Origin of the sequence: Vibrio metschnikovii CIP 69.14 (assembly GCF_000176155.1) — a bacterium.
In the GTDB taxonomy this organism is placed as follows: Bacteria; Pseudomonadota; Gammaproteobacteria; order Enterobacterales; family Vibrionaceae; genus Vibrio; species Vibrio metschnikovii.
In genome coordinates this window covers 1-14,905 of the sequence record NZ_ACZO01000003.1, presented here as the reverse complement: position 1 = coordinate 14,905, position 14,905 = coordinate 1, and the positions used below count along the sequence as shown (strand labels likewise).

General features: G+C 44.2%; 14 protein-coding genes and 2 pseudogenes. 7 read left to right on the top strand and 9 right to left on the bottom strand.

The window, feature by feature from the left end:
• Positions 1-15: 15 nt before the first annotated feature.
• The 7 genes and pseudogenes from VIB_RS00660 to VIB_RS00630 form a co-directional block, all read right to left on the bottom strand.
• Positions 16-981, bottom strand: coding sequence for a LacI family DNA-binding transcriptional regulator (locus tag VIB_RS00660; protein WP_004393981.1), 966 nt, complete (start codon positions 979-981; stop codon positions 16-18).
• A gap of 386 nt (positions 982-1,367) precedes the next feature.
• Complete coding sequence (locus VIB_RS00655) at positions 1,368-1,622, bottom strand: hypothetical protein (protein WP_040903641.1); 255 nt, start codon at positions 1,620-1,622, stop codon at positions 1,368-1,370.
• Between the two features lie 43 nt (positions 1,623-1,665).
• Positions 1,666-2,682, bottom strand: a pseudogene (tnpC, locus tag VIB_RS00650) (IS66 family transposase); the annotation flags it as partial.
• Between the two features lie 7 nt (positions 2,683-2,689).
• A pseudogene (locus VIB_RS00645) lies at positions 2,690-3,223 on the bottom strand (CatB-related O-acetyltransferase); the annotation flags it as partial.
• Between the two features lie 30 nt (positions 3,224-3,253).
• Entirely contained in the window at positions 3,254-4,174 is a 921-nt protein-coding gene (locus VIB_RS00640; RefSeq protein WP_004393974.1) for an IS5-like element ISVpa3 family transposase, read from the bottom strand.
• Between the two features lie 50 nt (positions 4,175-4,224).
• Positions 4,225-4,539 (bottom strand): type I restriction-modification system subunit M N-terminal domain-containing protein, encoded by a 315-nt coding sequence (locus tag VIB_RS00635; protein WP_040903636.1) that lies wholly within the window; start codon positions 4,537-4,539, stop codon positions 4,225-4,227.
• A 70-nt stretch (positions 4,540-4,609) separates the two neighbouring features.
• Positions 4,610-5,563: a WYL domain-containing protein gene (locus tag VIB_RS00630; RefSeq protein ID WP_004393971.1), complete on the bottom strand. Its 954-nt coding sequence runs from the start codon at positions 5,561-5,563 to the stop codon at positions 4,610-4,612.
• A gap of 401 nt (positions 5,564-5,964) precedes the next feature.
• Here VIB_RS00630 and VIB_RS00625 point away from each other — a divergent pair, with 401 nt between their 5' ends.
• From VIB_RS00625 to VIB_RS00615, 3 genes are all read left to right on the top strand, one after another.
• On the top strand, positions 5,965-7,161 hold the full coding sequence (locus VIB_RS00625) for a ParA family protein (RefSeq protein WP_004393970.1): 1,197 nt from the start codon (positions 5,965-5,967) through the stop codon (positions 7,159-7,161).
• Positions 7,161-8,240: a ParB family protein gene (locus VIB_RS00620; protein ID WP_004393969.1), complete on the top strand. Its 1,080-nt coding sequence runs from the start codon at positions 7,161-7,163 to the stop codon at positions 8,238-8,240. Before VIB_RS00625 ends, VIB_RS00620 begins: the two co-directional genes overlap by 1 nt.
• A 608-nt stretch (positions 8,241-8,848) precedes the next feature.
• Positions 8,849-11,146 carry a starch-binding protein gene (locus VIB_RS00615; RefSeq protein ID WP_004393967.1) on the top strand — a complete coding sequence of 766 codons (2,298 nt, stop codon included), beginning with the start codon at positions 8,849-8,851 and terminating at the stop codon, positions 11,144-11,146.
• An 87-nt stretch (positions 11,147-11,233) separates the two neighbouring features.
• Here VIB_RS00615 and VIB_RS00610 read toward each other — a convergent pair whose 3' ends face one another.
• Positions 11,234-12,154, bottom strand: a complete 921-nt coding sequence (locus VIB_RS00610) for an IS5 family transposase (RefSeq protein ID WP_004393905.1) — start codon at positions 12,152-12,154, stop codon at positions 11,234-11,236.
• Between the two features lie 151 nt (positions 12,155-12,305).
• On the opposite strand from VIB_RS00610, the gene VIB_RS17010 reads away from it, so the two are divergent.
• From VIB_RS17010 to VIB_RS00590, 4 genes are all read left to right on the top strand, one after another.
• A complete protein-coding gene (locus VIB_RS17010) occupies positions 12,306-12,722 on the top strand; it encodes a hypothetical protein (RefSeq protein WP_004393965.1) in 417 nt (138 codons plus the stop codon).
• 433 nt (positions 12,723-13,155) lie between these two features.
• Positions 13,156-13,530, top strand: coding sequence for a hypothetical protein (locus VIB_RS00600; RefSeq protein WP_020433901.1), 375 nt, complete (start codon positions 13,156-13,158; stop codon positions 13,528-13,530).
• Positions 13,527-13,853 (top strand): IS66 family insertion sequence element accessory protein TnpB, encoded by a 327-nt coding sequence (gene tnpB / locus VIB_RS00595; RefSeq protein WP_004393962.1) that lies wholly within the window; start codon positions 13,527-13,529, stop codon positions 13,851-13,853. The genes VIB_RS00600 and tnpB overlap by 4 nt, the downstream gene beginning before the upstream one ends.
• A gap of 115 nt (positions 13,854-13,968) precedes the next feature.
• A complete protein-coding gene (locus tag VIB_RS00590) occupies positions 13,969-14,289 on the top strand; it encodes a hypothetical protein (protein WP_004393959.1) in 321 nt (106 codons plus the stop codon).
• A 159-nt stretch (positions 14,290-14,448) separates the two neighbouring features.
• Here VIB_RS00590 and VIB_RS00585 read toward each other — a convergent pair.
• A partial coding sequence (locus tag VIB_RS00585) for a group II intron maturase-specific domain-containing protein (protein WP_040903630.1) occupies positions 14,449-14,905 on the bottom strand: 457 nt, incomplete at its 5' end.

Genomic DNA, 14,905 nt, shown 5'->3' with positions numbered 1-14,905 from the left:
GGACTCAACGCAATTTCAGAGGAATTGTGAGCTTTCTCTCATCTTTATGTCGAATGTGCCTTCAACAGAACTGAAATCGCGCTTGAGCAATTTTTTGACAGCTTGGTAGCCCACTTGATAGTAGTTAAAAGCGACAGTCGTCAGGCTCGGGACTAACAAATCGCTGTAGTCATAGTCACCCATGCCTACAATCCATACGTTATGACCGATCTTGAGTTGCTGTTCTTTGGCGCGACGATATAAACGAATGGCAATATTATCGGTGGCACAAAAGTAGACATGATTAGGCTGTAATTGAACGGCCTGATAGCCAGCTTTGTCCTCCGAGTTGGCTAGGGCTTGTAGTGATAAATTCAACTCAGGGACGGTGTCGGTAATAGTGGCTTGCATCAACTTAGTGCGGCTAGAAAGCATACGCTCATCATAAATATAATGTACGGCAGCCAGCGGTGCCTGCTGCTGTTTTAACTGAGTGATGGTGTGGGAGACGAGGGCTTTAATCGCTGCATGATCGGGGTAATATAAACAGCAATGGTGGGGGGTATTTTTGCCAATAAATACCACATTGTCTAAGGTTCGATAAAAAGTCTCTTCGACACTGTGCTTTGACGCAATAATAATCGTGCCCAATGCATTTAAGCCGTTAAACTCTCTCACAGCTTGGCATTCTGACTCATGGTTAAACCCTGTGGCATGAAACAGCATTCGTACTTGTGATTCATTGGCAGCAGCCAGCGCCCCTTTAATCACTAAACTGGTCGTATATGACTCAATACGAGGCGCGATGAAACCAATAATATTGGATTGGCTACGAATGGAGCGAGCAAATATATTAGGCGTGTAATGACTATCTTTGACGATGGCATCAATTTTAAGGCGGTTCTCTTCCGAGACATAACCGCCATTAAAGTAACGCGACACAGTCATTGTTGAAATTCCAAGCTGCCTTGAAATCTCAGCCATGGTCATTTTTTTACTCATTACCTATTTCCTTCAATAATGCACTATTGCCATATCTCCAAGTGACTTCAAGATACAGAATTCAGAGTTGAGTCACTTGGGCATAGTATCCAATATATTGGCTAACAACACAGTAAATAAAACTGGATGGACGTATGAGTGTTTAATTTTCACTCACAAGATTTAGACCTGAACTCAAGACCAGGGAGCGAGCATACCTTGAGCAAGTTATCCCCAATGCTGACGAATAGAATATAGTGGGCTAACAATTTGTAATTCACGACTTAGCGCTTATGTAATATGAGGTATCTACACGGCCTTTACCATTTTTCACTTGATGCCGTACCATTACATGATGCCTCGTACCGTCAGTCATTCCTCAGCAAGCTCTCCGGGTAACTTGACCTTTAACTGGAATACGAATTGTTCTTCGCTGTGACCATGTTACAACTCTCTGTTTCGTAAATTATTTTCTCTTTGTTTGCTTCAACGGTAGTTTGACATTTGTCCACAATAACTACCATTGATTTGGGCTGGTTGTTATTCACTTGAACAACAATGAGGGCATTTTCTCTGCAATTTCCTCCAGCGTGTCGCGCTGACAATTCAGTGTAATAATAGTGATCGCAGCCATTTTTAAAATAAAAATCATATTCTTCCATCAAATTTACCGTATCCGCGCCATGAACCCACGGGGCGATATTGTTAGTGTTTGAAGTTCCAAGGCAGGAGTGCATCGATATCAGGTTCCGCTTTCGCTAACTCCTGCATGCACTTGACCATGTAGTCGTAAACGATAAGGCCGTTGGCTTTCGCTGTCTCGACGATACTGTAAAGCATCGCGCTCGCTTCAGCTCCATTGGGATTGGTCGAGAAGAGCCAGTTCTTTCTCCCAATAACCAGCGGTTTTATTGCGCGTTCAGCTCGGTTGTTGTCTATCGATAAGTGACCGTCATCGATATAGCGGGTGAGCTTCGGCCACTGACCGAGCGTGTATTTTATTGCTTTACCCAGCGGGCTAGACTCAAGCACTTTCTGAGTTGTCATCCATTCATAAAGCTCATCCAGTATCGGCTTAGCATGCTCTTGGCGCTCTGCTTTCCGTTTTTCGGCACTGGCACCTTTTAAGCGTGATTCTATTCCATAAAGCTTCTGGATTTTGGCCAACGCTTTATCCGCTTTACCTGACTTGCCTTTGCCTTGAAGCTTTTTCGCCTCCATGAACTTGCGCCGAGCATGCGCGAAGCAACCGACATTGGTGACGAGATGAAGCCCATCATAAACACCATAGCCATCGGTTTGCAGATACCCATCATAGTCGCCCAAGAAGGCAACGGGGCACGCCCTCGCGCGACTGTTTTGATAGTCGTACAAGACGATATTTTTCACATTGGGGAGCGCGGCATCTGGCGAGTCTGCGCCCGAGCAGTAGAGCCACATGTAACACTGTTTATCTTCTTTGAGGACATTGAGCGGCGTTTCATCCGCCTGAATCACCACTTGCTCAAGTAGGTGCGCTTTCAAGGCCGCGTAAAGCGGGGCGAACTTCTCACTGACTTGGATAATCCACCTTGCCATCGTGGTTCGTGAGAGTTCGATACCCGACTGGGTAAACAACGACTCTTGTCGATAAAGTGGCATCGCGTATTGGTATTTGCCGAGGATGATATTGGCCAACAAGCTTTCTGTGGCGAAGCTCTTCGGGATAATGCTTTGCGGCGCATTCAGACCAATCCCACCATTTCATTTCAATTAACATGGCTATTTCTGATTCTGAAAAGCGGAATTTTATATGTTTAGCTGGGTTTGAACCGACAACCTCATAGGGCGCAACATCTTTGGTCACTACTGCCCTGCTAGCGATAATGGCACCATCTCCGATTTTGACACCTAACATAATCATTGCTTCAGAACCGATCCATACATCATTGCCCACGATAGTGTCACCCGCTCGCTGAAAGCCATCTTCAGCATCGGCGAAATTCTCATTGTCTATGTAAAAAAATGGAAATGTACTGACCCAGTCATTTCGATGCCCTTGGTTGCCAGCCATCATAAAAACAGCGCCAGAACCAATAGAGCAGTACCGACCAATGATGAGTTTATCAACATCGTCTCTGTCTGGACTCAGATAGCGAGCGCAATCGTCAAAGCTATGGTTGTGGTAATAACCGGAATAATAACTATGTTCGCCGACAATGATATTCGGGTTCGTCACTTGCTGTTTGAGCGGAATACCGGCTTTGTTGCGTAATTCGGTCAGAGAACCAAACTGCCTGCAATTGGTTGATTCTTATACAATACACTGAGTTTCTGGCATACCAAGCCCTGTAAGTTTGTTCAGCGCTTTAATCATCGCGTAAGTTTCACCAACCTGAGCATTGTAGTTTCTCAGACTTAATCGCCCACCTAACAACTGCTTCACTCGATACATTGCTGTCTCTGATAGTGAGCGTTGATGATAGCCGTACCGCTTTTTCCACTTATTGTTGGAGCCGTAGAGCTTCTGGCAACCTACCGCTAAATTCCTAGGGTGACCATTCTCCCAGAAGGCTGCCCCTTCTCTTGGAGGGATGAGTGGAACAGCTCGCTTGAACCGTATGGCATCGTAGCAATCCCTTGTGTCATAAGCGCCATCGCCAGATATCTCGATAATTCTTCGGCGGGTTTGCTTGAGCAAGTTAGGGAGGACTTCTGCATCGGTAACATTAGATAAACTCAGTTCTGCCGCGACGATTTCGTGAGTGCTGGTGTCTACCGCTAAATGCAACTTTCTCCAGACTCTACGCTTCCCGTCAGTACCATGCTTCTTGACCTTCCATTCACCTTCGCCATAAACCTTGAGACCTGTTGCATCAATAGCTAGATGCTGTATTGCGCCTCTACTCTTTGGTTTAAATGAAACCTCGACTTGCTTAGCTCTTCGACTGATACAACTGTAATGTGGGCAGACTATAGGGACGTTAGCCAATGAAAAAACAGAATCGATAAACCCTTGCAATGCTCTCAACGGCATTGAGAAAACTCGTTTCACCATAAGCGCAGTAGTAATGGCTAAGTCGCTGAACTGACGAGGTCTACCTCGTTTATTTTGTTTGCTCTGCTTCCACTGGCGAATGGCTTCTTCATCAATCCAGAAAGTGAGTGAACCGCGGTTGATTAAGGCTTTGTTGTACTGTTTCCAGTTCGTTGTTTTGTAGCGAGGTTTCGGCATGAGACTAGGATGATTAACTTACTTAGCCGATCAGATCGCAACCTTCTGATTTAGTTCCCTCGAATTACGCAACAAAGCCCCGCCACATTGCTGAACAACTGGCTAGGAAGGATAAAATATCCTTTAGTGCGAACGGCATCATCTTTGGCAGCCAGAATGTTTTCGTCATCGTCAGACATGGCCGCATAATTAACGCTCTCATCACCACCAGTAATGTAAAGTTCAAAGTTCTCACTGATAAAGCGGTAGAACAGCGTACCCAGTACATATTGTTTAAAATCCCAGCCATCCACTGAGCCTCGAACATCATTGGCTATTGCCCATATTTGGCGTTGAAGTTCGGCACGTTGTTGTAAACTTGTCATTATTTAAATTCCTGATTTTAATTCGTCATCATTCGTTTATGGGTTGCGCAATGATCACTGTCGTCGAACATCATTCTTCAAACCCTGGGACTAAATTCAAATTTGCCACCCCATAAAGTGCCGGAGTATTCTTTAACCAAAGCTGGCATTCAGGGCCTTGCAGGCTGTGCGCTTTGGTACAATCCACATGCCATTGGCGAAGCAAATAGCCAGCGGTTGCCGCTCTAATCTCAACTCTTAAAACGCCATCTTTCATGCCATAGTCCAGCTCTATCGCTTCGCTGTGCTCTATGCGTGGGTGCGGCACTAATTCAAGCTCTACAAAGCGATTCCATTGGCGGTCTTGGGTTTCTAGTTCAGTCTCAGATAATGTAGAGCCTTCAAGCACAACCGCTGCTTTAATTCGGGTCAGTACAAAATTTCGGAATTCATTATGCTTGCGGTCAAAACCACGAATGTGCCAACGTAGACCATTATCCACCAGCGTATGCGGCACAATTTCACGCGTGGTTTCACCGCTCGATAACGATACATAGGTAATGCTCAAGGCTTTGCCTTTGTGGATGGCCTCAGTGACCTTCGCTACTATCGATAAACTCGGCTTGTTAAGGTGATAAGGCGCTTCACAAGCAAGAGGTGGTTTTACCTTGCCAGTAAAGCCATCTCCGTACCCTTGGCTAATCGTCGCCAGTGTTCGAACGACGTCATAGTCGAACAAGGGCTCAAAAGCTTCACCGCGTTTATGCAACTTGAGCTTTTGGTCATACTCAATGTTGCTTGGCGCAAGCTCTCGGTATAGGGTGAAGTCTTTGGTTGCCTGCGTGGCGGCGATGCTGAAGCGATCGACTAAATCCGCCCGTACCGCTTCGCCCTTAAACAATAAGGTGAAATCGATGTGGGCAATGCGATCCCTGGTTGCTTGTGGCAACTGCGCTATCTGCGAAAGCCTGTCTGGCTTTCCTTTCGCGCCTTCTTTAGCTAGTGAACTCGCCACTACCGTTTGTTTCAGACCATCATTTGTCATGCGTCTTGTTTATCCAATTCCACCAGATTCTTAAAACTCTGTTTATAAAGTAAAGACCGACATCGCGTAATCACATTGAAAAGCATCACTCAATACTGCTTTTCATCCGCAATGACTAATCAACCTCTCATGGCTGAAGCTGGACAGATGGCCATGAAACATTGAATAGGTTTCAACCTAATTAATTTTATTAGGTATCATCCTATCATAAATTATTTTGTAGGGAAGAATAAAAAATAACCCTGCCCCCCATTCCCATGAGTTTTTTAGCAAGCCTTAGAAATGAGAGCAACCAAAGCAAACTTTCTACCACTCAAAAACCTTAAATAGTCCATCACTTTTTAGTGTACACCTAAAAAAATAAGGTATATATTATTTTAAAACCCTCTAGGATTAACGATATGGACGCGGAAAAAACCACACAAACTTTTCAAGATTTGAAATTAGGTGCTGATGCTTACATTAAACGTAGAAATCAACGGTTGTTGGCTAATCATCGTAAAGAGCTTCGTAATTTTACGCGTGCTGAAGCGACAGCATATTTAGATATTGATTCTAAAACCTTAGATAAATATGTCGCTAATGCGGGCATAGACCCAAGGCGCCACGCTGACTCTCAATGGTCTATAGACATTGAGGAAATGTATATAGTACGTGCACTACTACCTGAAAATTTAAGAAAAGAGCCCTTGTTCCATCGCTTACCGTCACAAAAAACACAAGTGATAGTGATTCAAAATCAAAAAGGTGGCGTTGGGAAAACCGTTTCAGCAGCGACAATAGCTTCTGGGTTAGCTGCAGAGTTTCATCAAGAATACCGTATTGGCTTAATCGATATGGATGGTCAAGCTACCCTATCTATGTATTACGCCCCAGAAGCCGAGAAAGAAGGTTGTTTGTCTGTTGGCGATTTAATCATGCAAAACTATGACTTAGAGGAAGGTGAGACTTTTCCTCAAGTCGTTTCTGAAGCCTTTTTGCAAACGACAATTCCAAACTTAAGAATTCTCCCAGCATCACAATCAGATAGAGCCATTGAAGGCTGGTTTCATGAGCAAGTTTTTAGTCATAAACTTCCTTCTCCGTATTCTATCTTAAGTGAAGTGATTGATACTGTTCGTGATGAGTTTGATATTATTTTAATCGATACTCCCCCCTCGTTAGGTTATGCCACTTACAATGCCTACTTTGCAGCAACTAGTGTCGTTTTTCCTTTATCTATCACGGAAAACGATATTGATGCGACATGCTCTTATTTTAGTTATATCCCCCAAGTTTGGGCTTTATTGGCTAATGCTAATCATTCCGGCTACGACTTTATGAAAATTCTTCTTACTAATCACCGAGACGGTTCAACAACGAGTGAATTGATGAACAGCTTGTATGATCACTTTGCACCTTACCTTTATTCTAAAGAGTTCAAACACAGTGAAGCTATCCGCCAAGCATCCTCACTGCTTTCAACGGTTTTTGATATGTCTAAAAGTGAATATCCAAAAAGTAAGGGGACTTTCCAAAGCGCTCAACAAAACAGTTATGAAGTTACCAGTCAGATTCTAAGAGATATCGTCAATGTATGGCGTGAGGAGCAAAAATAATGGCAAAAAAAAGAGGCGCAAGTCCACTAGGCAATACACCCGGTTCAGCTGAAGCGCAAGCTGTAGCAGCTAAAGCTAATATTGAAAGCCTTACTCGCCAACTTTCCTCTGAGCTAACTAAAGCTGGTGAGAATACAGCCCATTACCTTCAAAATATATTCGGTATTGAATCTGTTGGTAACAGCGTAGCATGGCAATTAGAGTCAGGCGCTCAGGCAATATTTAACGAAGTAACTCTGTCATACGAACAAGTTCGTGATAAAACCTGCGTCACCTTTGAAGTGAATGGCCGTGATCAGTCTCTTTTGACTAAAGATTCATTATCCGACCTCGCCTCTCTTGAGTTTCAGCAATTTTACCCTGCCGTTGGTCGGGAAATAGATGGCAAAATAGATGTGCTTGACGGTTCACGCCGCCGCGCTTGGGTACTATTGCAACAAGGTCACATCAAAGAGTTTCGCATCTTAGTCACACAGGATGCCCTGTCCTATGCTGATGCCAAAGCATTGGCTAAACAATTACAAACAGCAAAAGAACATAATCAGCGTGAAATTGGTTTGCAATGTAAAGCGATTATGGACAGTGGTAATTACACTCAAGAAGATGTAGCTAAGATCACCGGGATCAGCAGACCTGCTGTCAGTAAAGCACTAAAAGCTGCCAGTATTGATCAAGCGCTTATTTCGTTATTTCCAGATGTAAACCTTTTATCGCATCCCGATTACTCGGTACTTGATAAGGTGATGAAGTTAATCGGGAAAGATAAATCCGAACTATCAGATTTTATTAAAGAAATACAAAAAATCACTGTCAATGTTCAGCCTGAACAAACTCATGATGACGTTAAGAATCTACTTTTATCCAAAATAAAATCTGAGCTAAAGATTGCCCAAAATAAACAAGATAAAGAAAGTGCTTCAGTCACACCATTAGCCACTTTCAAGAGTAAAGGCGTTTACGCTCGTAAACGAGTTAAAGGACGAAACTTCTCTTATGAATTTGGCCGTTTACCCAACGATATACAAAGACAGTTAGATAAAGCAATCGCTGAAGTATTAGAAGCGGTGGACAATTCATGACTTTTCACCACCCGAAAGTTTATGACGACGTTGCTAATTGATAAGAAATTGCTCACTGGCTGACTTAAAATAATCAACCAACAAACTCACGCACGACTATCGCTCGTGAGTTTGTTGAAATGATAAGCGGCGATTAACGAGGAATGAAAGGAAAAACAAATCCGACACTGTATTGAGTTTAGCGGCAAATAGAATAAAAACCTTAGCAATATTCCTGCCTTCTTTCATAACCTTATATCACATAAGGCAAAGAGAATGCCTTTCTCTCTCCATTCAACATACTAGCCGCTTCACCTATCATTTTGCCTAATACCTCACGTTATGTGTCAATCAACCATTAAGATGAACATTATAAATATAATGAAATCAATACATTAATTCAAAACCAAACTTCTATTCCAATTTTATTCTCTTATTTCATCGTGAATATGCGCATTTAGTGACTGTATTTAAATCTAGAAAAGTAAAGCTTGTACAAATAATGACGATTCTCACAATCCCTCTTTTTTCAGGAGGTATTATTTTTTATCTCTCCTAAAGTTTTGCTGTCTTTTTAGACAAAATACATTTTTTCTTACATTTTAAGATTTCAAACTTAAGGGAAGAACATGAAATTCAACAAGAGTTTGTCTGCCGGACTCATGTTATTCGGGAGCTTAATCGGGGGAACGCAAAGCTATGCTCAAACCGTTCCAAAGACAACATTCGTCCACTTATTTGAATGGAGTTGGCAAGATATTGCTCAGGAATGTGAAGAGTTCCTAGGGCCTAAAGGGTTTGCTGCGGTACAAGTCTCCCCTCCTCAGAAAAGTGTCGATAACCCGGCTTGGTGGTCTCGCTACCAACCCGTTAGTTATGCTTTTGAAGGCCGTAGTGGTAACCGTGCACAATTTGCGGATATGGTGCAACGTTGTAAAAACGTAGGGGTAGACATTTATGTGGATGCCGTCATTAACCATATGGCGGCATGGAATCGCAACTTCCCTGAAGTTCCATATGGAGTTAATGACTTTAATAGCTGCACCAGTGACATCAACTATTCTAATCGCTGGTCAGTACAAAATTGTGATCTTGTCGGACTTAACGATCTCAAAACCAGTTCTGAGTATGTTCGCCAAAAAATTGCAGACTACATGAATGATGCGATCAGTATGGGGGTCGCTGGGTTTCGTATTGATGCGGCGAAACATATGCCAGCCGAAGATATCGCGGCAATAAAGAGTAAGTTACATGGCACCCCTTATATTTTCCAAGAAGTGATCGGTGCCGAGAATGAACCCGTTAAGCCTGCGGAATATACCTATATTGGTGATGTTACTGAGTTCTTCTTTGCTCGCACCCTAGGACCTAAGTTTAAGCACGGGGGAATTAAAGACTTACAAGGTATTGGTTCTTGGAATGGTTGGCTAAGCAGCAGCGATGCCGTGACTTTTGTAACCAACCATGATGAAGAACGCCATAACCCAGGGCAAGTACTCAGCCATCAAGACTTTGGTAACCTCTACTTCCTCGGTAACGTTTTTACTTTGGCCTATCCTTATGGGTATCCCAAAGTCATGTCAGGCTACTACTTCAATGATTTTGATGCAGGCCCTCCCGCAACAGGTATACATACGGGGAACGCCTGTGGTTTTGATGGAGGAGACTGGGTTTGTGAACACCGCTGGCGCGGCGTAGCCAATATGGTGGCTTTTCGTAATCACACCGCAGCAGAATGGCGCGTAACCAACTGGTGGGATGATGGCTATAACCAAGTCGCCTTTGGCCGTGGTGGGCTAGGTTTTGTTGTCATTAACCGAGACGACAACAAAGGCATCAACCAAGGTTTTGCTACCGGAATGCCAGCGGGTGAATATTGCGACATCATCAGTGGTGACTTTAACTCACAAACGGGAACATGTAGTGGCACCACCATCAGTGTAGACAGTTCAGGTTATGCCCATTTCACCGTGGCTTCTCATAATGCGGCGGCCATTCATGTCGGAGCAAAAGTAGGACAAACCTGCACCGATTGTGATGATGGTGAGAAAAAACCGGCTACGCCTGTTACGGCAACCAACCTCTGCTACGACAATGCCGCTAATCACACTTCACCAACACTCCACTACTGGGGAGCACAACCAGCAGGCTCACTCACAAACGCCACTTGGCCTGGCGTTACCATGACGGCAAATGGTGATTTCTATTGCCATGATGTTGAAACTGAGCTTTCAAGTGTGAATGTGATTTTTTCAAATCAAGGTGCCAATAAGAGTAACGATCTCACCACCACTACTGGAACGTGTTATAGCGATGGTAGCTGGAAATCTTTAGCCGACTGTGGGTTTACCCTAATCACAGAGAACGATGAGGATGAAGGTAACGCCACCCAAATCTGTTATGGCAATGAGCAAGGATTCTCTCAGCCTTACCTCTATTTCTGGAATGTGGCGGCCGCAACCCCCATTGCTAACGCAACTTGGCCTGGGCAAGCAATGACCCAACAAAATGGTCAATACTGTTATGACTTTGGTACTAACCTCAATAGTTTGAAAGTCATTTTCAGTGATCAAGGCAGCCGCCAAACCCTCGATATGGAGGTGTCAGCACCAAACCTTTGCTATGCCAATGGTGAATGGAAAGAGCTGTCTCAGTGCACCAGCAACACGAATGGTGGAAATGAAACTTGGTACTTCCGAGGTACAGCAAACGGGTGGGGATTAACACTGCTGGATTACAATGAGCAAACTGGCCTTTACACAACAACCCAAACCTTCAGTGGTGAAGAGTCACCCGCAAGGTTTAAAATTGATGATGGTTCGTGGACAGAATCCTACCCAAGTATGGATTATCAAGTCGGCGACTACGCCACCTATCAGATTCATTTCAATAGCAGTACAAAAGCCGTCAGTGTGACACAGCACTAATCACCTTATCGGTACAGTCTTGAGGCTGTACCGAGGCTTTGTTGCTTAATTCAGAGAAAAGGCATACCAGCCCATAATGCTTCATTTTTAAACAACATACTGAGTTTCAGGCATACCTAGCCCCGTAAGCTTGTTCAGCGCTTTGATCATTGCGTAAGTCTCGCCAACCTGAGCGTTGTAATTTCTTAGGCTTAATTTCCCACCTAACAACTGTTTCACTCGATGCATGGCTGTCTCTGATAGAGAGCGCTTATGATAACCATACCGCTTTTTCCACTTTTTGTTTGAGCCGTAGAGCTTCTGACAACCTACCGCCAAATTGCGAGGATGTCCTTGCTCCCAGAAAGCTGCCCCTTCTCGTGGCGGGATGAGCGGAACTGCTCGCTTGATTCGTATAGCTTCATGGCAGCTTCTTGTGTCATAAGCTCCATCACCTGATACTTCAATGATTTTACGACGTGTCTGCTTAAGTAAGTTGGGAAGCACTTCAGCATCGGTTACGTTAGAGAAACTCAGTTCTGCTGCGACTATTTCGTGAGTGCTGGCATCTACTGCAATATGCAGTTTACGCCAAACTCTACGCTTCCCGTCAGTACCATGCTTCTTAACCTTCCATTCACCTTCGCCATAAACCTTGAGACCAGTGGAATCAATGGCTAGATGTTGTATCGCTCCTCTGGTTTTAGTTTTAAATGAAACATCAACTTCCTTAGCTCGACGACTTATGCAGGTGTAATGCGGACAAAATAGCGGGATATTAGCCAGTTTAAATACTGAGTCTATAAATCCTTGCAGCGCTCTCAATGGCATAGAGAATACTCGTTTCACCATTAATGCAGTCGTAATGGCTAAATCACTGAATTGGCGTGGTCTACCACGCTTGCCTTGTTTGCTTTGCTTCCACTCAGCTATCGCTTCCTCATCAACCCAAAAGGTCAGTGAACCACGATTAATTAAGGCTTTATTGTACTGCTTCCAGTTGGTTGTTTTGTAACGAGGTTTAGGCATTAGGCTACGACGATTAATGGATGTAGCCGATCAGATCGTAGCTTCTTGATTTAGTTCCATCGATTTAAGCAACAAAGCCGCTCATACCTTACAGCCGGTAACTCACTATGCTATAAATCATCTAATGTTACTTTCAATCGAGGAGCGAGCCATGGGCCGTAAACCACTTTCAGAAAAAGAACTGCTTGAGGGTATTACACCCAAAACAACACACGCTGATGAACTCGCGACTACAAATGAAAAAGATTGGGGATCTTATTCTGAAGATACGGATAAAGCAGAAAGCGATTTTCTTGTTCAAAGAGACGATGCTCTTAACAACACCCGAATGGAAAAAATGCTAAAAATGGCTGAACGCTTTAACAAAAGCGGGAGTGTCGATAGGGAAACTCTCATGAAAGTTAAAGGACTTACTGAATCGGAAATACTGTCAGAAAACGAGTACAGGATGGTTTTAAAGAGGATTGAAACCATATTCGATGCTGAACCAGGCACACCCGAAGGTGACGAACTTGAAAAGCTAGTGACCTGGGTGGAAGCGTATGAAGAAGAGCACTACCCATTTTAAGCTAGTTAGCCCTCTGCTGACTCATCTTTGCCCTAAAGTTTCTTAGAGCAATTTGTTGCGACTCACTATGAACGTAGAAAATTTGAAGGAAGATATCTTAGCTTTTCTAACATTAAGATACGACAAGAGCCACTAGAAGTGGCTCTATTACGCGCTACCTGCGGTCAATACTCTATGAGCGTAAGAGAACAGGGCTATTTGAATTCATCTATCTACAAGTGGAGCCGAAGCCGCGTTTCTTATAGCAAGCATTAGAAGTATATGCTTGCTATCTATCGAATTCAAATTAGTTGTTCATAATCGGTGACTGTAGAGGTATCGTTGTTTAGAAATAGGTTTTAGCGCGGGTTTATCGTGAGCTTACGGCAGCATAGCTCAACTTAACTCGCCAGCTCTGGTTTACTAAGTGCTTATCCAATATAAGGAAGGCACCATGCAAAACCAGAAAAACCTGATTCAGGCCACTGCTGACTTTGAGCACTGGCGACAAACCCGCATTAATAAACATGCCAGTATCCCCGATGAACTACGCTGCTTAGCACTCAAGCTGCTTGAAGAATATCCGATCAGTCACGTGACCAAAGCACTACGGATCTGCACCACCCAGCTCAATGACTGGCGCAAGCAACTTCCCGTTAAGTCGTCCGCTCCTGATTTTGTTCCGTTACAGATAGAGCCTGATTTACTACCTAAATCAGACCTGAGCCTTCAGCTCACTCTTCCTAATTCAAGTCAGATCCGTATCAGCGGCCTTGTCTCTCCTGACTTATTGCGAGCTCTGATACAAGAAGCAGGAGAAGTAAAATGATCCACCTGACTGCTGAGAGTAAAATCCTGCTTGCGACTCAACCAGCCGATTTTCGCTGTGGTATTGATGGACTCGCCGCCCTGTGTCGTCATCAGCTAAAACAGTCGCCTCGTAGCGGAACCCTGTTTGTGTTTACCAACCGCCGTCAAACCATGCTTAGAGCATTATGTTATGACGGCTCTGGCTTCTGGTTAATCAATAAACGCCTGAGCAAAGGCCGCTTTCAAGATTGGCCCCGTCATCACCAAGATGGGGTGACCCCTGTCGCCGCGAAGCAGCTTAAAGCTCTGTTGGTGGGGCTGCCTGGCTGGCAAAAAGTATGACCGTACGCACACTATTCCCCTTTAAGTTATCGATCCTCACGATCATGTTGACCGATCCCACAATGCTGGAATAATTGAGCACATCAGCACTGCAAGCCAGCCGACAGGAACTTAAATGGCGCAAGACTTTACCGATATTGACAGCGAAGAGCTGGACAGGCTTATCCAGCGAGTGCACGAGGCAAAGGAGCACGACTTAGCACTGAGTGCGGAAGATTGCCACATCTTGTTGAAGGCATTAAAGACGCTGGCTGCCTTGCAAGAGCGTCTGTCTGACAACGATATCACCCTGCATAAATTGCGTAAGTTGGTTGGCATGGTCAAGTCATCTGAAACGATGGACACTCTACTCGGCCAGAAAAATAAGAAAAACAAAAACCGCGGTCAAAAACGTCCTAAGCCTAAAAAAGAAGTGGCCCCCAATTTTCGGACATGACTTTAAGTGGTCGATCTGTTTTGATAGTACCCAACAATACAGGGACAGATTATGACTAGAAAACGTAGAAACCACTCTCCTGAGTTTAAAGCTAAGGTGGCTCTCGATGCCGCTAAAGGCGATAATCGAGTAGGAGGCGGGATCACTCCCGCCGTCCTCTCACACCACCGTACAAGCGTGGATCGCATACGGCGGTTCCGAATAGATTTTCAATGTTTCATACCCTTCCAACAATGAGTATAACCCCAACTCTTCCAACCGTTTGTTGGGTAAAGCCTGATTGACTTGGGGCGTCCGTGAGAGTTTCCACCATCCTTTATCTGAACCTGCGACTTTCCATGCATTAGGTTTGGCGACTCCTAAACTAATCAGCCACATCGCTATGCTGTATTTCCGCTTTTTCTGTTTTAGACGGTAGCACCGCAGTCGGCGTCTTATCCAACTGTCTAGGTGACTCATCGATGACGGCCTTAAGCCCAGTTTAAAGTAGTTCTGCCAACCTCGTAGATACGTCGATAGTTCCTTGATGATTGCCGGGAACGTTCGTCCTCTATTTCGTTTGGTGACTTGTCGCACTCGTTTCTTCATTTGATGCATGGCGTCATCACTGATACCT